General features: G+C 60.1%; 18 protein-coding genes. 8 read left to right on the plus strand and 10 right to left on the minus strand.

Annotation, left to right across the window (positions count from 1 at the left end; translation table 11 throughout):
- Positions 1-130 precede the first annotated feature (130 nt).
- The 3 genes from M5B98_RS10745 to M5B98_RS10755 all read left to right on the plus strand — a co-directional run bounded on the left by M5B98_RS10745 (position 131) and on the right by M5B98_RS10755 (position 3,188).
- Positions 131-847 carry a response regulator transcription factor gene (locus M5B98_RS10745; protein WP_248739330.1) on the plus strand — a complete coding sequence of 239 codons (717 nt, stop codon included), beginning with the start codon at positions 131-133 and terminating at the stop codon, positions 845-847.
- The gene (locus M5B98_RS10750; RefSeq protein WP_248742684.1) at positions 844-2,364 is read left to right on the plus strand and encodes a sensor histidine kinase; all 1,521 of its coding nucleotides are present in this window, start codon (positions 844-846) and stop codon (positions 2,362-2,364) included. The genes M5B98_RS10745 and M5B98_RS10750 overlap by 4 nt, the downstream gene beginning before the upstream one ends.
- 119 nt (positions 2,365-2,483) lie before the next feature.
- Positions 2,484-3,188 carry a hypothetical protein gene (locus tag M5B98_RS10755; RefSeq protein WP_248742685.1) on the plus strand — a complete coding sequence of 235 codons (705 nt, stop codon included), beginning with the start codon at positions 2,484-2,486 and terminating at the stop codon, positions 3,186-3,188.
- A gap of 69 nt (positions 3,189-3,257) precedes the next feature.
- On the opposite strand, the gene M5B98_RS10760 is transcribed toward M5B98_RS10755, so the two are convergent.
- The 9 genes from M5B98_RS10760 to hmpA all read right to left on the minus strand — a co-directional run bounded on the left by M5B98_RS10760 (position 3,258) and on the right by hmpA (position 12,093).
- Entirely contained in the window at positions 3,258-3,749 is a 492-nt protein-coding gene (locus tag M5B98_RS10760; protein ID WP_085709372.1) for a RidA family protein, read from the minus strand.
- A 194-nt stretch (positions 3,750-3,943) separates the two neighbouring features.
- On the minus strand, positions 3,944-4,831 hold the full coding sequence (gene cyoE, locus M5B98_RS10765; RefSeq protein ID WP_039765651.1) for a heme o synthase: 888 nt from the start codon (positions 4,829-4,831) through the stop codon (positions 3,944-3,946).
- Positions 4,832-4,841: 10 nt separating this feature from the next.
- Positions 4,842-5,177, minus strand: coding sequence for a cytochrome o ubiquinol oxidase subunit IV (cyoD, locus tag M5B98_RS10770; RefSeq protein ID WP_065261339.1), 336 nt, complete (start codon positions 5,175-5,177; stop codon positions 4,842-4,844).
- Positions 5,177-5,803, minus strand: coding sequence for a cytochrome o ubiquinol oxidase subunit III (locus M5B98_RS10775; protein WP_007956720.1), 627 nt, complete (start codon positions 5,801-5,803; stop codon positions 5,177-5,179). The genes cyoD and M5B98_RS10775 overlap by 1 nt, the downstream gene beginning before the upstream one ends.
- 3 nt (positions 5,804-5,806) lie before the next feature.
- On the minus strand, positions 5,807-7,837 hold the full coding sequence (gene cyoB, locus M5B98_RS10780) for a cytochrome o ubiquinol oxidase subunit I (protein WP_114885397.1): 2,031 nt from the start codon (positions 7,835-7,837) through the stop codon (positions 5,807-5,809).
- A 3-nt stretch (positions 7,838-7,840) separates the two neighbouring features.
- Positions 7,841-8,782, minus strand: a complete 942-nt coding sequence (gene cyoA, locus M5B98_RS10785) for a ubiquinol oxidase subunit II (protein WP_065261342.1) — start codon at positions 8,780-8,782, stop codon at positions 7,841-7,843.
- A gap of 823 nt (positions 8,783-9,605) precedes the next feature.
- A complete protein-coding gene (locus tag M5B98_RS10790; RefSeq protein ID WP_085709370.1) occupies positions 9,606-10,115 on the minus strand; it encodes a disulfide bond formation protein B in 510 nt (169 codons plus the stop codon).
- 25 nt (positions 10,116-10,140) lie between these two features.
- Entirely contained in the window at positions 10,141-10,701 is a 561-nt protein-coding gene (locus M5B98_RS10795) for an ester cyclase (protein WP_248742686.1), read from the minus strand.
- A gap of 210 nt (positions 10,702-10,911) precedes the next feature.
- Positions 10,912-12,093, minus strand: a complete 1,182-nt coding sequence (gene hmpA, locus M5B98_RS10800; protein ID WP_248742687.1) for an NO-inducible flavohemoprotein — start codon at positions 12,091-12,093, stop codon at positions 10,912-10,914.
- A 163-nt stretch (positions 12,094-12,256) separates the two neighbouring features.
- Here hmpA and norR point away from each other — a divergent pair, with 163 nt between their 5' ends.
- From norR to M5B98_RS10825, 5 genes are all read left to right on the plus strand, one after another.
- Positions 12,257-13,813, plus strand: a complete 1,557-nt coding sequence (norR, locus tag M5B98_RS10805; RefSeq protein ID WP_248742688.1) for a nitric oxide reductase transcriptional regulator NorR — start codon at positions 12,257-12,259, stop codon at positions 13,811-13,813.
- Positions 13,814-13,941: 128 nt separating this feature from the next.
- Positions 13,942-14,844, plus strand: a complete 903-nt coding sequence (locus M5B98_RS10810; RefSeq protein WP_085709366.1) for a chemotaxis protein CheV — start codon at positions 13,942-13,944, stop codon at positions 14,842-14,844.
- A gap of 3 nt (positions 14,845-14,847) precedes the next feature.
- Complete coding sequence (locus tag M5B98_RS10815; protein WP_248742689.1) at positions 14,848-15,330, plus strand: GNAT family N-acetyltransferase; 483 nt, start codon at positions 14,848-14,850, stop codon at positions 15,328-15,330.
- A gap of 61 nt (positions 15,331-15,391) precedes the next feature.
- Positions 15,392-15,709 carry a hypothetical protein gene (locus M5B98_RS10820; RefSeq protein WP_248742690.1) on the plus strand — a complete coding sequence of 106 codons (318 nt, stop codon included), beginning with the start codon at positions 15,392-15,394 and terminating at the stop codon, positions 15,707-15,709.
- An 87-nt stretch (positions 15,710-15,796) separates the two neighbouring features.
- Complete coding sequence (locus M5B98_RS10825; RefSeq protein ID WP_248742691.1) at positions 15,797-16,546, plus strand: YkgJ family cysteine cluster protein; 750 nt, start codon at positions 15,797-15,799, stop codon at positions 16,544-16,546.
- On the opposite strand, the gene M5B98_RS10830 is transcribed toward M5B98_RS10825, so the two are convergent.
- Positions 16,543-17,607: a methyl-accepting chemotaxis protein gene (locus M5B98_RS10830; RefSeq protein WP_412548537.1), complete on the minus strand. Its 1,065-nt coding sequence runs from the start codon at positions 17,605-17,607 to the stop codon at positions 16,543-16,545. The two genes, M5B98_RS10825 and M5B98_RS10830, sit on opposite strands and share 4 nt — an antisense overlap.
- Between the last annotated feature and the right edge of the window lie 136 nt (positions 17,608-17,743).

Genomic DNA, 17,743 nt, shown 5'->3' on the forward strand with positions numbered 1-17,743 from the left:
ATGCCTGTCGTGGAACACAGCCTAGGCTTGGGTTGATCGCCAAATCCTCACGGGAAGTTAAACAATTCGTGATAACTCGCCCGGAGGAAAACCCGCACAATGCGCACATTGCGCCGAAGGATTGAGCTTCATGGAACAGACCAAACGCGTCCTGGTGGTCGAGGACGACCTGCACATCGCCGACCTCATTTGCCTGCATCTGCGGGATGAGCAATTCGAGGTGGTCCACAGCGCCGACGGCGACGAAGGCATGCGCCTGCTGCAGCAAAGTCACTGGGATGCACTGATCCTCGACCTCATGTTGCCGGGCGTCGACGGCCTGGAAATCTGCCGCCGCGCCCGGGCCATGGCGCGCTACACACCGATCATCATCACCAGCGCCCGCTCCAGCGAACTGCACCGCATCCTTGGCCTGGAACTGGGCGCCGACGATTACCTCGCCAAACCGTTTTCGATGCTTGAACTCGTCGCCCGGGTCAAAGCCCTGCTGCGCCGGGTAGACGCCATGGCCCGCAACCTGAAGATGGACGCCGGCAGCCTGAGCCTCGACGGCCTGACCATCGACCCGATCACTCGTGACGTGGCCCTGAACGGCCAACGACTGGACCTCACCCCACGGGAATTCGACCTGCTGTATTTCTTCGCCCGCCAGCCGGGCAAGGTGTTCTCGCGCATGGATCTGCTCAACGCGGTCTGGGGCTACAGCCACGAAGGCTACGAACACACGGTCAACACCCACATCAATCGCCTGCGGGCGAAGATCGAGGCGGATCCGGCACAACCGGTGCGCATCCTCACGGTGTGGGGCCGTGGCTACAAATTCGGCACGAGTACAGAACAACCATGAAACTGACCCTGACGCAGCGCCTGTCCCTGGTATTCGCCGTGTTGCTGCTGGCGTGCTGCGGCACTTCGGCGTGGTTGCAGGTGCGCTCCAGCCAGATGCATGAGCTGGAGGTGGTGCAAGGTCTGTCCCGGGATCTGGCGCAACACATCGCCCACGACACGGTGCTGATGGACAGCAACGGCCTGATGCCCGGCGCGGTGCGCGAACTGTTCAGCCAGTTGATGCTGGTCAACCCGAGTGTCGAGGTGTATCTGCTCGACACCGAAGGCCGGATCGTCGGCAACGCGGCGCCGGAAGGACGCCTGCGTCGGCAGACTGTCGACCTGCAACCGATTCGACGACTGCTCAATGATCAACCGCTGCCGATCCTTGGCGACGACCCGCGCAGCATCGACGGGCGCAAGGTCTTCAGCGCCGCGCCGTTGCAGGTCAACGGCAAGCCGGCCGGTTACCTTTACGTGGTCCTGCTCAGCGAAGCGCACGACCGTTTCGCCGAACGCGGCGCCACCAGTGCAGCGCTGAATACGGCGTTGCTGTCCATCGGGCTGGTGGCGTTCCTGTGCCTGATTGCCGGTCTGACGGCATTCAACCTGATCACCCGGCCATTGCGTCGGTTGACCGAAACCGTGAGTCGCTTCGACATCGACGGCGCACCGCAATCGCTGCCAGCCGCACCGTCACCTGTGGACAAGTCCGCTGACCCGGACGAAATCGCCGTGCTCGACGCAGCGTTCCGGCAAATGCAAAACCGCCTCGGCGAACAGTGGCGCTCTTTGACCCGTCAGGATCAGGAGCGCCGGGAACTGGTGGCGAATATTTCCCATGACCTGCGCACACCGCTGGCTTCGCTGCATGGTTACCTGGAAACGCTGTCACTCAAGGACGCCACCCTGTCTCCGGAAGAACGCCGCCGCTATCTGGGGATCGCCCTGGATCAGAGCCGCAAGGTCGGCGGGCTCGCGCAATCGCTGCTGGAGCTGGTGCGCCTTGAACATGGTTTCGTGCAGCCTGTGCTGGAACAATTTTCCCTGACCGACCTGGTGCAGGACATCTTCCAGAAATTCGAACTGGGCGCCGAAGCCCGGAACGTCGAACTCAAGGCCAGTTTCAGCGCCAACCTGCCAACTGTCTGCGCTGACCTCGGGCTGATCGAACGGGTGCTGACCAACCTGTTCGATAACGCCTTGCGCCATACGCCGCCGGGGGGCGAAATCGAACTCGGTCTGAAACCCCAGGGTGCACTGGTTGAAATCACCGTCAGTGACACCGGCCCCGGCATCGCCGCCGAGTTGCGTGAAGGTTTGTTCCTGCGTCCCTTCAATATCGGCGGCGCGCGGCGCGACGGCGGACTGGGCCTGCGAATCGTGCATCGGATCCTGCAACTGCACGGGCGCGAAATCCAGTTGCTCGATGTCGCAGGACGGGGCGCGACCTTTCGCTTCTCGCTGCCGGTGGATCAACAGAACGCCGAACAGTGGATCGTCCGTTCGATGAACCTGAATACGCCGGGCAAATAATCAACTCCATCGGGCCGTTGCTCCGTGACAACACTGCCCCGCTCCCCTAAATTAGTCGGCCTGAAAAAGCCCCCCATGCTTTCTCGTCTTATCCCAAGTTAAAAAGTAGTGAAATTTCAATGTCCGATTTCAACACCGCTGAATCCGTAGTCACCCTGTCGTCCAAAGCGGAATACGAAAACTCCATCAATCTTTCACAACACATTCCACAAGCGAAGATCATCAGCGAGATGGTGCTCGACGCGTTCCAGTCGACCCGCGAGAGCGAGCAGATCCGTGAGCTGCGCGCCGCGATCCGTCAGGCCCATGATCGCTTCGATGACGATCAGGCCTACGAGCTGATGGGCCAGCTCAAGCGCCTGAAAGATGCCGAGGCGGCCGACATCGCAGCCCTCGAAGACCTGAGCAGCAAGTTCCCGATCAGTCGCATCCTGTCCAGCTTCAAGGACGATCCGGCGTTCCAGGAAATCGTCTATGGCCTGGCCCTCAAGGTGCTGAACCAGACCCATCAGGCGATCAGCAACCCGAGCGGCGGCAAGAGCAAAGCCGCACGCGCCAAGAAAGACGTCGAAGTGTTCAGCATCAGCAAGGACGGCGTCAGCGTGACCCTGCCAATGCGCACGCCGCGTTCGCGCCTGAGCGTGGATCGTGAGGCGCTGGAATTCCTCGGTTTCACCTTCGTCGGTGAAGGCGAAGAAGCAGAAATCGAAGGCGAGACCTTCGTCGACAACGCCGGCACCGAACACGCGATCAACCGCAAGAACATCATCACCGCCCTGCAACAGCAGACCGCGTTCGACGGTTACAGCATCGCTGCCCAGTAAGCGCAGCGCTGACGAAAAAGCCCCGCTCTGAATCTCAGGCGGGGCTTTTTGTTGTGCGGCGTTCAGCGATTACGCCGACGGATGTACCGCTGCGATCATGTCGACTTCGATGGCCGCGTTTTTCGGCAACTGATAGACGCCGACGGTGGTGCGGGTATGCCGACCTGCATCCCCCAGCACATAACTGAAAACGTCGGATGCGCCGTTGGCCACTTCACTCAGGTCGACAAAGTCCGGTGTCGACTTCACATAGACCGTGACCCGCAACAACGCCCTGACCTTGTCCAGCGAACCGACCGCATCGACGATGAACGCCAGGCAACGCATGGCGCTGATGCTCGCGGCGGCTTGCGCGTCCTTGAGCGTCAGCTCCAGCCCGACCCGGCCGGGATACTGAATCTTGCCCTCGGTGCGCGGCACCATGCCGCTGATGTACAGCTCATCGTGATGACGCACCAGCGGCGCGTAATTGCCGCCCACCGTGTTCTCGCCATTGATGTCGTAATTCAGCTCTTTTGCCAGGGCAATGAAGCGTTCGTCGCAAGTCATCCTCTCAGTCATTTCGCCCAGCCTCTTGATCGATGCGTGAAGTTGGATCCGAATCTAGGGCTTTTGCCTGGTGACCGCAACCTGTCGATTTCTGGTTAATCATTTACGGCTTAACCCAAACCGCTGTGACGGAATCACTTGCCGCGGGCAACAAAAAACCCCGCTCATCTCTCGATGAACGGGGTTTTTCGTACAGCGTTCGAACCTTACGGCGCGTACGTCAGCAGCAGCTCGGTCGGCACCTTGAAGTCCAGGGACATCATGACGCTCAATGCGGTGATGGTGAAGATCGAGAACACGAACAGCTTGCGTGCCCAGACCGTGTCATCCACCGCCTTGTAGCCGGTCCAGGCCATGTACAGCCAGTACATGCCCATGGCCGCGGCGACGGCGAGGTAGCTCATGCCGGCGTAGCCGCTGAAGGTCAGCATCAGGGTCGCCACGAGGAACGCCAGGATGTAGAACAGGATGTGCTTCTTGGCCACCTGGATCCCGCGCTTCACTGGCAGCACCGGAATCGATGCGGCCAGGTAATCGTTGAAGCGGAAGATCGCGATGGCGTAAGAATGCGGCATCTGCCACAAGCTGAACATCACCAGCAGGGTCAGCGCGGCCATGTCAAAGCTGTTGGTCACGGCCACGTAACCGATCACCGGCGGCATGGCGCCCGACAGACTGCCCACCAGCGTGCCGTGAACCGACTTGCGCTTGAGGTACAGGCTGTAGAAGCCGACGTAGATGATGAAGCCGATCACGGCGAACAGGGCAGCCAACGGGTTGGCCACCTTGTACAGCAACGCAACGCCGGCGACACCCAGGACGGTCGCATAGACCAGGGCCAGTTTCAGGGAGATAAGGCCCTGGACCAGCACCCGGTTCTTGGTGCGCTCCATCTTCAGGTCGATGTCGCGGTCGATGCAGTTGTTGAACACGCAACCGGAGGCCACGACCAGGGAAGTGCCGATCATGGCGGCCAGGAACACCGCCAGATCCACATGCCCTTTCGAGGCCAGGAAGAACCCGCCTGCCACAGAAAGCACGTTACCGAAAATGATCCCCGGTTTGGTGATTTGGATAAAGTGCTTGAGCGACATCGGGTCTACCTCACTTCGCCATCATGAACGTGTGGATGCTGAACATGATCCACAGCGACAGGCCGACCAGCAGCAGGATCACGATGGCCGTAAAGACGAACGCGATCACGTTGTTACGCTGGGCCACGGAGCGGTCCAGGTGCAGGAAGTAATACAGGTGAACGATCACCTGGATCACTGCGAACAGCAGGACGATTGCCAGCGTGGTGGACTTCGGCAGGGTCGGGAACATCACCAGGCCGAACGGGATCACGGTCAGGATCACCGACAGGATGAAGCCGATGGCGTACGACTTTACGCTGCCGTGGCCAGCATCATGGCTGTCATGGGAGTGTGCATTAGCCATTACAGGGTCCCCATCAGGTAAACAACGGTGAATACGCAGATCCACACCACGTCCAGGAAGTGCCAGAACAGGCTCAGGCAGCTCAGACGGGTCTTGTTGGTCGCCGTCAGGCCGTGCTTGTTGACCTGGTACATCATGATGCCCATCCAGATCAGACCCGCGGATACGTGCAGACCGTGGGTACCGACCAGGGTGAAGAACGCCGACAGGAAGCCCGAACGGCTAGGACCGAAGCCCTCGGAGATCAGCAGGTGGAACTCGTTGATCTCCATGGCGATGAAGCCTGCGCCGAGCAGGAAGGTCATGAACAACCAGCCCAGAACCTGCTGCTTTTTACCTTTGTACAACGCCAGCATGGCGAAGCCGTAGGTGATCGAACTGAACAACAGCAGAGCGGTTTCGCCCAGCACGTATGGCAGTTCGAAGATGTCGTGGCCCGACGGGCCACCGGCGACGTTGTTTACCAGTACCGCGTACACCGCGAAGATCGACGCAAACAGAATGCAGTCGGTCATCAGGTAGAGCCAGAAACCGTATACGGTCATCTCGCCCGAGTCGTGGTGATGGTCATCGTGCCCATGGTCGTGGCCATGGGCGTGTCCAGCATTGGTCACTAAGTTCGACATTGTTTAAGCCTGTTCCAACTTGGTTTCAACACGGGTCGCGGAAGCAGGGATCTTCCCGGCCGCTACCAGACGCTTGTGCTGCTCGGCTTCGATGCGCTCGATCGTTTCAACCGGAACCATGTAGCCCTGGTCGTCACGTGCAGCGTGGATCACGAAGTAGATGACAGTGCCGGCCAGGCTGGCGATCGCCAACCACCAGATGTGCCAGATCATCGCGAAACCGAATACGGTCAGCAGTGCGCCCATCACCACGCCAGTGGCGGTGTTGTTCGGCATGTGGATCGGCTCGTACTTGGCCGGAGTCTGGTACGCAGTACCGTTTTCCTTGGCTTCGGTGAACGGGTCGATGCAGTCAGCCTTAGGCAGCACAGCGAAGTTGTAGAACGGAGGTGGCGACGAGGTCGACCATTCCAGGGTATGGGCATTCCACGGGTCACCGTGTTCGCACATGTTTTCCGGCTTGTTGCGGTCACGTACCGAGACGTACAGCTGGATCAGCTGGCAAGCGATACCCACAGCGATCATCACCGCACCGAACATGGCAACGTACAGGTACGGTACCCACTCAGGGTTGGTGGTGGCGTTCAGACGACGGGTCATGCCCATGAAGCCCAGTGCATAGAGCGGCATGAACGCGACGAAGAAGCCCGAGATCCAGAACCAGAACGCTGCTTTACCCCAGCCTTCGTGCAGCTTGAAGCCGAACGCTTTCGGGAAATAAAAGCCGAAGCCTGCGATGTAACCGAATACTGCGCCGCCGATGATCACGTTGTGGAAGTGCGCGATCACGAACAGGCTGTTGTGCAGAACGAAGTCAGCACCCGGGATGGCCAGCAGTACGCCGGTCATGCCGCCGATGGCGAAGGTCACCATGAAGCCCAGAGTCCACAGAACCTGGCTGGTGAAGCGCAGACGGCCCTGGTAGATGGTGAACAGCCAGTTGAACAGTTTCACACCCGTCGGGATGGAAATCAGCATCGTCGCCAGACCGAAGAAGGCGTTGACGCTGGCACCCGAACCCATGGTGAAGAAGTGGTGCAGCCAAACCATGAAGCCCAGTACCGAGATCGCGCCCGAAGCGTAGATCATCGAGTGGTGGCCGAACAGTTTCTTGCCGGTGAAGGCCGAGATCACTTCCGAGAAGATGCCGAAGGCCGGCAGGATCAGGATGTAAACCTCAGGGTGGCCCCATGCCCAGAACAGGTTGACGTACATCATTGGATTGCCACCAAGTTCATTGGTGAAAATGTGGAAATCCATGTAACGGTCAAGGGTCAGCAGTGCCAGGGTAGCGGTCAGGATCGGGAACGAAGCCACGATCAGAACGTTTGCCCAGGTGCAGGTCCAGGTGAAGATCGGCATGTCCATCAGTTTCATGCCAGGGGTACGCATTTTCAGCACGGTCGCGAGGAAGTTGACCCCCGTTAGCGTTGTACCCAGACCCGATAGCTGTAGCGCCCAGATGTAGTAGTCCATCCCCACGCCAGGGCTGTATTGCAGACCCGACAGCGGTGGATAGGCAACCCAGCCGGTCTTGGCGAATTCGCCGACGCCCAGGGACAGGTTGATCAGCACGACGCCGGACACCAGCAGCCAGAAGCTCAGGGAGTTCAGGAACGGGAACGCAACGTCACGGGCACCGATCTGCAGCGGCACTGCAAGGTTCATCAGGCCGGTGAAGAATGGCATCGCCATGAAGATGATCATGATCACACCGTGAGCGGTGAAGATCTGGTCATAGTGTTCAGGTGGCAGGTAGCCAGGCGAACCCTCGGTGGCCATGGCCAGCTGGGTACGCATCATGATGGCGTCGGCAAAACCGCGCAGCAGCATGACCATGGCAACGATGATGTACATCACGCCGATTTTCTTGTGGTCGACCGACGTCAGCCACTCGGTCCACAAGTAAGTCCACTTCTTGAAGTAGGTGATTGCAGCGAACAACGCCAGACCACCGAGCGCGATCATCGAGATGGTGACCATCACGATCGGCTCGTGGAAAGGGATCGCTTCCCAACTTAATTTACCAAACATCGTTTACTCCTCTGCCCCGGCAGCTGAATGCGAATTCGAGTCCATATCCGTTGCCGCCACTTCTTTCTCTTTCTTCTCGTGCTTCAGCGGCTTGCCCGGTTTCATGCCTTCGTACTTGTCGACGATGGTCTGGAACAGGTTCGGCGTGACCGAGGAGTAGAGCTCGACTGGATTGTTCTGGCTTGGCTTGGCAAGGGCTGCGTATTCAGCTTGTTCAAGCTGTTTAGGTGCCTTTTTGACTTCACTTACCCAGGCGTCGAAATCTTCCTGAGAAGTTGCGATCGCTTTGAATTTCATACCGGTGAAACCAGCGCCGCTGTAGTTGGCGGAGATACCGTCCATTTCAGCGTTGCGGTCAGCGATCAGGTGCAGCTTGGTGGTCATGCCCGCCATCGCGTAGATCTGGCCGCCCAGGCCCGGGATGAAGAACGAGTTCATCACCGCGTCCGAAGTGATCCGGAAGTTAACTGGCGTGTGCGCCGGGAACACGATCTTGTTGACCGTGGCGATGCCTTGTTCCGGGTAAATGAACAGCCACTTCCAGTCCAGCGCGACCACTTCGATGGTCACAGGCTTGACGTCGGATTCGATCGGACGATACGGATCCAGCGAGTGGGTCGACTTGTAGGTGATGTAACCCAGGGCAATGATGATCAGGACCGGAATGGTCCAGACTGCCACTTCGATCTTGGTCGAGTGCGACCATTTCGGGGTGTAGACGGCGTTCTTGTTGGAGGCGCGGTACTTCCAGGCGAACAGGAAGGTCATGACGATGACCGGCACAACAACCAACAGCATCAGCAGCGTAGCGGTGATGATCAGGTTGCGCTGTTCCAGGCCGACCTGGCCCGTTGGATTGAGCAAGGTCATGTTGCAGCCTCCCAGCAACAACGTGCCGAGCAGCGGCACTAGGCCTAGTAATCTGGGGTACCTGTTTTTACTCATCTCACGACCTCTAAAGCAGCTTGCGCAATGCAGTTGGGTTTTGATCGCCAACACTTCACCCTGCCAAGGGTTGGCATTTTCTTTGGATTGAATAAGGGCCGCCCGTCGCGCGTCAGACGCTCGACAAATCCTGGGACAGCGGTCAGTTCTTATTCGAATTCGTGGTCAAAGGCCTTGTTACAGACCAATTCCATTTGGTGCGGAAAGTTGGAAGGCACCGACACCTGGGTGTCTCGCAAGCCTTTCGGCCCCTCGACACCCGACTTCCTGCTCAGTTCCTTATAAAGGTTGAACAGTGCCGGGAATTCAGTGCGGGCGATTGTAGATAGGTAGCGCCCTATACACCATGTCTTATCCCGAAATAATTTTTATCGCTCAGAGCAACAATCCATCACCGTTTTTGCAAAAGTTCCGCATGTTATCGAAATCGATTCTCAACAAAAACACCAAAAAATGTAGGTGTACCTGGCTCGGATCAGACAGTTCCGAAGACTTTTTCCGACACCGTGAAGCGCTTAAACCCCGATAACCCAAGGGCTTTGGCCAATTGCCACAGGTTGTTAAAACTGCCTGTTCCGGCACCAGCGTTCCAAAGCCGAAAAACCCTGAAACAGACCAATCCTTTTTTGTAACAACAGTCCAATCCGGGCCTGCGAAAGGCACTGCGACATGGCGTGTGTGACAACATGTCGCACACCTGTCGCACCGTCCCTTGCCGTTCGTCACGACGTTTTCACAAAGACCCTGAAATGCATAACGCCTCGATTTGCGTCACTGCAAATCGAGGCGTTTGTGTTATCGGCGCAGGGGCCGAAAAGTTGATTCAGCGCAATGCTTTTCGGTTGCGCGAGGTCAGCAGCGGCACCAGGATCACCACCAGCACGAAGGCCACCAGTGCCCATTGCGCCAGCGACAGACCGAGGATCGGCGGGTACGGCGTCGAGCAGAAACCGTCGACCTGGAAGCCCAGCGGGAAGATCTTCGCCAGCGGCAGGTCATCGACGATCGGTTGCAGCACATCAATGCCGCAACTCACCGCTGGGTAGAACTGGGTGTACACGTGATGCCCGGCGACGCCAGCTCCGGCAATCGCGCAAATCACCACCAGCACCTCGAACACGGTGATGCTGCGGCGGGTGCGCATGGCCGCGCCGATGAACGCGAACAACGCGATCAGCAGCAAGGCATAACGCTGCAGGATGCACAGCGGACATGGCGCCTCGCCCAGCACGATCTGCATGTACAGCGCGCCACCGATCAGTGCCAGGCAGATGACGCCCAGCAACACCAGATAGCGCCGTTCACGTCCCAATCGAATCGTTTCCTCGCTCATCGCGTTTCCCTTTCATGTCCATGGTTCAGCTGGCCGGCGGCTGCGCTTGCAGTTGCGCCATCAGGCTGATGTTGTCTTCGATATGCCAATTGGCCGCGATGCGACCGTTGTCGATCTGATAGATATCGGTTGCCCGGAAGTCTACACGCTGGCCCTGCCCTTTGAGAGCCTTGAACGTACCGGTGAAATGCCCGCGAAAGTGCAGATGCACCACCACACGATCACCGGCGACGATCATTTGCTCAATCTCGCAGCTCAGGTCCGGCACCGCCGTGCGAAAGAACTTCGACGCCAGCAGCGGCCCTGTCGGCCCTTGCACCCGGCCTTCCGGCGGGGTCTTGTCGACAAACTGCGGCGACAGAGCCGCAGTGGCCAACGCTTCTTCGCCCGTGTTCCAGAAACTGCCGTAACGCCGCGCCGCCAGTTCCATTGCATCACGCTGGGCCTTGGGCAGGCTCTGATCGACGATCAGGGTCTGCGGCTGGATCAACGCGGATTCGGCAAAGGCAAACGGACTGGACAGCAAGGCAACCGACAGGCCCAACGCGGCCAGGCTGAAACGACGGGAAGAGGCGATGTGCGACATGGGGGCGATCCTGATCATGTAAACGAACGAGCGCCTATCATCAGCATCGGGGAATAAACGATAAACCGGTTAAGAAACGATTAACCTTTAAACACTTTTTAAGAATCAAGACCGTATAACGGCTAATCGCTAGCAGGCTAGCTCCCACAACGGATTGCATTCCAATTGTGGGAGCTAGCCTGCTAGCGATGAAGGCGACTCGGTTCTGGATTATTCCAGCGCGGCCGCCGGCCCGAAGAACTCATACCGGCTCTGCTTCTCCGGCACACCCAGCGCCTTCAGATGCCGCTTGATCGCCCCCATGAAGCCTTTCGGCCCGAGGAAGTAGGCGTCCACATCACGCTGCGCCGGCAGCCACTCGCCCAGTTGTTCCTGGCTCAGCAGCCCGACCTTGTCCGCCGCTGGGCTCACGCCGTCATCTTCGGCGTAGCAATAGAAGCGCTTGAGTTGCGGATGGCGTTCGGCCAGACCGTCGATCCAGTCACGGAACGCATGCACGCTGCCATTGCGCGCGCAGTGAATGAAATGCACCGGACGCTCGGTTTCCAGCGCCGCTTCCAGCATCGCCAGGGTTGGCGTGATGCCAACGCCGCCACTGATCAGTACCAGCGGCTTGTCGCTGGCAGTCAGGGTGAACTCGCCCGATGGCGGGAACAGCTGGATGCTGGCGCCGACGTGCAGTTGATCGTGCAGGTGATTGGAGGCGCGGCCACCCGGTTCGCGCTTGACGCTGATGCGGTACTGGCCTTTGTTGGCCAGGGCCGACAGTGAATAGTTGCGGCGGATTTCTTCGCCGTCGAGGATCAACTTCATGCCGATGTACTGGCCTGGCTCGGCTGCGAGGATCGAGCCCTTGTCCGCCGGTTCGAAGTAGAACGAAATGATTTCCGCGCTCTCCTCGACCTTGGCCACAACGATGAACTCCCGCGCCCCGCGCCAGCCGCCGACGGCCTGTTCCTTCTGGTCATAGATGGCGGTTTCGGCACCGATCAGGATCTCGGCCAACTGACCGTAGGCCGCGCCCCACGCACTCATCACTTCCGGCGTGGCAATTTCATCGCCCAGCACTTCGGAGATGGCGCGCAGCAGGCAGGTGCCGACGATCGGGTAGTGTTCCGGCAGGATTTGCAGGGCCACGTGCTTGTTGATGATCTTCGCCACGAGGTCGCCCAACTGGTCGAGTTGATCAATGTGGCGCGCGTACATCAACACGCCGTTGGCCAGGGCGCGAGGCTGGTCACCGCTGGCCTGGTGAGCCTGGTTGAACAGCGGGCGGACTTCCGGGTACTCGGAGAGCATCATGCGGTAGAAGTGGGTGATCAGCGCTTCACCGCCGCTTTCCAGCAGAGGCACAGTGGATTTGACGATGGCACGATCCTGGACGCTAAGCATAAGGGTGACTCCTGAGCTTTCTCTAAAAGTGCCTTATGTATTCCAGTAATCGTGCCAACTATTTTTCCTATATAAATCAATAACTTGAAATTTATGTAGTCAGATCGACACAAGCACCTCTATAGTCGCTTCGACTACAACGCGTCTCTTTGACTACAAGCCTATGTCCGCCAAATCACTGCTCACCGCCCTGCTCCCGCTGGTCTCCGACCTGTCCCGTGAATTGCCCGAAGGCGAGCGCTACCGACGGCTGCTCGAAGCCATGCGCGCCCTGCTGCCGTGCGATGCCGCAGCTTTGTTGCGCCTCGATGGCGAGTGGCTGGTGCCATTGGCCGTGGACGGTTTGAGCACCGACACCCTCGGTCGGCGCTTCAAGGTCAGCGAACACCCGCGTTTCGAAGTGCTGCTGGCAGGCGCGGGGCCAACCCGTTTCGCCGCCGACAGCGAATTGCCCGATCCTTATGACGGATTGGTCGACGGCCTCGACGATCATCTGGAAGTCCACGACTGCCTCGGTTGCCCGCTGTTCGTCGATGAAAAACTCTGGGGCCTGATTACCCTCGACGCCCTCGATCCCGAGCGTTTCGAACCCATCGAACTCGACGCCCTGCAAGCCTTCGCCAGCCTCGCCTCGGCCACGGTCAACGCCGCCGAACGCATCGAACGTCTGGCAATCCGCGCCGAGGACGAACATCAGCGCGCCGAGGTCTATCGCCAGGCCAGCGGCCAGCAGAATCGCGAAATGATCGGCCAGAGCAAGGCCCACAAACGGCTGGTGGAAGAGATCAATCTGGTGGGCGGCAGCGACCTGACCGTGCTGATCACCGGGGAAACCGGGGTCGGTAAGGAACTGGTGGCCCAGGCGATCCACGCCGCCTCCCAGCGCGCCGACAAACCGATCATCAGCCTCAACTGCGCAGCCCTGCCGGACACGCTGGTGGAAAGCGAACTGTTCGGCCACGTGCGCGGCGCTTTCACCGGCGCCACCAGCGACCGGCGCGGCAAGTTCGAACTGGCCAATGGCGGCACGCTGTTTCTCGATGAAGTCGGCGAGTTGTCGCTGACGGTTCAGGCCAAGCTTTTACGTGTGTTGCAGAGCGGCCAGTTGCAGCGTCTGGGGTCGGACAAGGAGCATCAGGTCGATGTGCGCCTGATCGCTGCGACCAACCGCGACCTGGCCGAAGAAGTACGCAGCGGCCGCTACCGGGCCGACTTCTACCATCGCCTGAGTGTGTACCCGTTGCGGGTGCCGGCGCTGCGTGAACGGGGTCGCGATGTGTTGCTGCTCAGCGGTTTTTTCCTCGAACAGAACCGCTCGCGCATGGGCCTCAACAGCCTGCGCCTGAACAGCGATGCCCAGGAAGCGCTGCTGGCCTACACCTGGCCGGGCAACGTGCGTGAACTGGAACACCTGATCGGACGCAGCGCGCTGAAGGCGCTGGGTAACTGCAAGGTGCGGCCGAAGATTCTCAGCCTGAGCGCGATGGACCTCGACCTGCCGCGCGAGGTTGTGGATAACTCGCCAGTGCCGGCCAGTGCCGTCGCCTCATTGCCTTTGATTTCCGGGGACCTGCGCACCGCTACCGAGCACTATCAGCGGCAGTTGATCAGTGCAGCACTCGAGCGCAATCAGGACAACTGGGCCAGCGCCGCCCGCGAACTGGGGCTGGATCGTGCGAATCTGGGGCGACTGGCCAAGCGGCTGGGCCTGAAAAGCTGAAAGATCCAGCATCGGAACACCACCCGACAACTAACCTAAAGCCCAACCTTTTGACGCCGATAACCCGGCATCAATAGTTTCTGGCGATTTCCACCCTCGCCCATCACCTTTTTCCACAGAAGGTTTTTATGTCTTCCAACAAAGCCCGCGCAGATTCACTTTCGCTTCTGCTGTTTACCTTGCGCAGCGGCAAGCTGATGGCGATCAACCTGCTGAAAGTCAGTGAAATCATCCCCTGCCCGCCGCTGACCAAGCTGCCGGAGTCGCACCCCCACGTCAAAGGCATCGCCACCCTGCGCGGCGCTTCGCTGTCGGTGATCGACCTGAGCCGCGCCATCGGCGAGCGTCCGCTGGAAGACCCGAACGGCGGCTGCCTGATCGTTACCGACGTCAGCCGTTCGAAACAAGGTCTGCATGTGCAGGCGGTGAGCAAAATCGTGCATTGCCTGACCACCGACATCAAACCGCCGCCGTTCGGCTCCGGCGGCTCCCGCGCCTACATCACTGGCGTGACCTCGGTGGACGGCACGCTGGTTCAGGTGCTGGACATCGAAAAAGTCATTCATGGCATCGCCCCGGCGCAGATCGACATGGCCCCGACCGAGCTGAGCATGGAAGACGCCGAAGTACTGGGCAACGCGCGAATCCTCGTAGTCGACGACAGCCAGGTCGCATTGCAGCAATCGGTTCACACCCTGCGCAACCTCGGCCTGCAATGCCACACCGCCCGCAGCGCCAAGGAAGCCATCGACTGCCTGCTGGACCTGCAAGGCACGGCGCAGCAGATCAACCTGATCGTCTCCGACATCGAAATGTCCGAGATGGACGGCTACGCCTTCACCCGCACCCTGCGCGAGACCCCGGACTTCGCCCATCTTTACGTGCTGCTGCACACCTCGCTGGACAGCGCGATGAACAGCGAGAAGGCCCGCCTCGCCGGGGCCAACGGCGTGCTGACCAAGTTCTCCTCGCCGGAGCTGACCCACTGCCTGATCGAAGCGGCCAAACATGTCGCCGCCCAGGGTTACTGAGCCATGAGCGAGAGGTTCTGTTTTCTGATGCGGCGCGATCTGGGCCAGGACGTGCCGGCCATCGAGTGGCCGAACGGCATCGAACTCACGACCTACAGCGCCGAAAGCGCGTCCGCCGTGCATGAACTGATGCAAATCGGTTACCGCGAAGGCGGTGGTCGGGTGCCCGCGCTGGACGTCTGGCAGCAGCAGTATGAAACGGACGCCGAATACGATCCGGCACTGTGCCTCATCGCCAGCGATGCCGACGGCGTCATCGGTGTGGCGCAATGCTGGACCAGTTCATACATCAAAAATCTGGTGGTGCATCCCCGGGCTCAGGGTCGTGGATTGGGTCGGGCGTTACTGCTGCATGCGTTCAAGATTTTCCAGGATCGGCGCGAAGGCTTTGTCGATCTGAAGGTGCTGGAGGACAACCTGCGGGCGCGGCAGCTGTATGAAAAGTCTGGAATGTATGTGGTCCGCCGGGAATTGGTGACGGACTGACAAACTAAAATCCTGCGGCATACTCAAACCCTGGCGATCAACCTCCAAGGATGCCCGAACAATGAAACGCCTCGCCCTCTCCGTACTGTGTCTCATCGCCCCGCTCGCCCACGCCTCCAGCCCCGACGCTTGGGCCGCCTACGACAAAGCCGTGCTCGCCAGTTGCACCAAGGCCAGCGGCCTGAAAGACGCCAAACCCGTCGGCAACGCCGCGCAATTCGATGACCGCGTGGGCTACACCGCCCTGTTGCTGCAGGGCCAGTACCCGCAAAAACACATGAAGGGCCAGCAAGGCACCGAGCTGTGCCTGTACAACAAGAAGTCGAAAACCGCGTTCGTCACCGAATGGGACTCGATCCGCCCGACCGCCAAACCCTGAGCGAATGGCGCACAACTTGCTTCACTCAGGGCCTGTACGGCGGCTTTATGTCGCCGATTCGCACCCTGATTGAAGATCGCCCGCTCAATGAATACGACCTTTTCCTGCGTAGGTTGCGGCAAATGCTGCACCGATCACCATGTGCCCCTGACCCTCGCCGAAGCCCGGATGTGGGCGGCCGACGGCGGTCAGGTGATCGTGCTGGTGGAGGCGTTTCTCGCCAACGGCCTGGGTTTGCCGGCGCAACAGCGTGAGCACGCCCAGCGTCGTTCGGCGGTGGTGCGCAGCGGCACGTCCGACGCCCATGTGGCGATCACCTTCGCCGCCTACAACGTCGGTCCCTGCCGGAATCTTGACGAGGACAAGCTGTGCCGCATCTACGAACGCCGGCCGCTGGTGTGTCGTATCTATCCCGCCGAAATCAATCCGCACATCCCGCTGAACCCTGCCGCCAAGGACTGCCCGCCGGAATCGTGGCAACAGGGGCCGGAGCTGATTGTCGGTGGCGAACTGGTGGATCAGGAACTCATCACACTGATCCAGCGCTCGCGCCAGGCTGATCGCGATGACATCCGGATCAAGGATACGATTTGCGGGCAACTGGGGATCCGTACCACCGCACTCAAGGGCGACGGGTTCACGGCTTACCTGCCGGACATGGGCGTATTTGCCTCAGTGATCGATCAGGTCACCGCGCAGCCATCGAGCGAAGTCACCAGCGAGTGGCTGTTTCATCTGTCCGGTGATGATGTCGCCGGGCAGGTACGGGCGGCGGGAGCACAAGTGGTCACCGAACCGCCGCAGACCTACGCGTTCATTTCCCTGCGCGCAGCCTAGGATCCCTGGCGCCGCCCCCAGAACTCCCGCGCCAGCGAACGCAAGTCCCCCGCCAGCCCTGCCACATCCTGTGAGTTGAGCTGGCTCTGGCGCCCTTCATCCACCGTCAGTTCACACGCCGTGCGAATACTGACGATGTTGCGGTTGATGTCCTCGCTCACCGCGCTCTGCTCCTCGACCGCCGCGGCAATCTGCAGGCTCATCTCGGTGATCTGCTCGACTCGCCCACTGATTCCGTCCAGTGCCTGGGCCGCACGTTTAGCCTGTTCGACGCTGTTATCCACATGCTCGCTGCTTTGCTGCATCACCAACACCGCATCCCGCGCGCCGTTCTGCAGGGTGCTGATCATCCGCTGAATCTCGTTGGTCGACTGCTGAGTGCGCTGGGCCAGCCCCCGCACCTCATCGGCCACCACCGCAAACCCGCGCCCGGCATCCCCGGCCCGGGCCGCTTCGATCGCGGCGTTGAGCGCCAGCAAATTCGTCTGCTCGGCGATGCTGCGAATCACCTCCAGCACCCCGGAAATCTCGCTGCTGTGGCCTTCGAGCTGATGAATCACCTCGGTCGCCCGCCCCAACTCCTCGGCCAGCCGCAACACCGCACTGCGACTCTCGCCCACCAGCAGATGCCCCTCACGGGTTTCCGTCCCCGCCATATCCGCCGCCACCGACGCCTGCTGCGCATGGCTGGCCACCTCGGCCACACTGGCCGCCATCTGATGAATCGCCGCTGCCACCTGATCGGTTTCCGCCTGCTGCGCCAACGTGCTGGTATGGCTGCTGTGCAAATGATCCACCAATTGCGCCGCATGCCCGGCCAGCCGTTGCGACGCATCACCGATCCGCCCGACCACCGCGCCGACCTGGGCCTCGAGCATCTGCAAGGCAAACTCGATCTGCCCGAACTGATCCCGCCGCCCGGTATAAATGCCCTGACTCAACGGGTTGTCGGCAATCTGTTTCGCGCGTTCGGTCAGCCGCTCGAGCGGTCGCAACAACCAGCTCACGCCCAGAGCACAGGCGCCACTGCCGGCCACCAGCGCAGCGGCTTCAATGCCCATGGACTCCGGCCGCAACCAGGCTTCAATCCCCAGCACCACCGCCAGCACCGAACTGGTCAACACCACAATCCGCGCCCGCAAGCCCGACACCGGCAGCCGCCAACGCGACACCGGCTCACCACGCAACTGCGCGTAA

The sequence above is a fragment of the Pseudomonas sp. MWU12-3088 genome, from assembly GCF_023242405.1.
Classification (GTDB): Bacteria; Pseudomonadota; Gammaproteobacteria; order Pseudomonadales; family Pseudomonadaceae; genus Aquipseudomonas; species Aquipseudomonas kribbensis.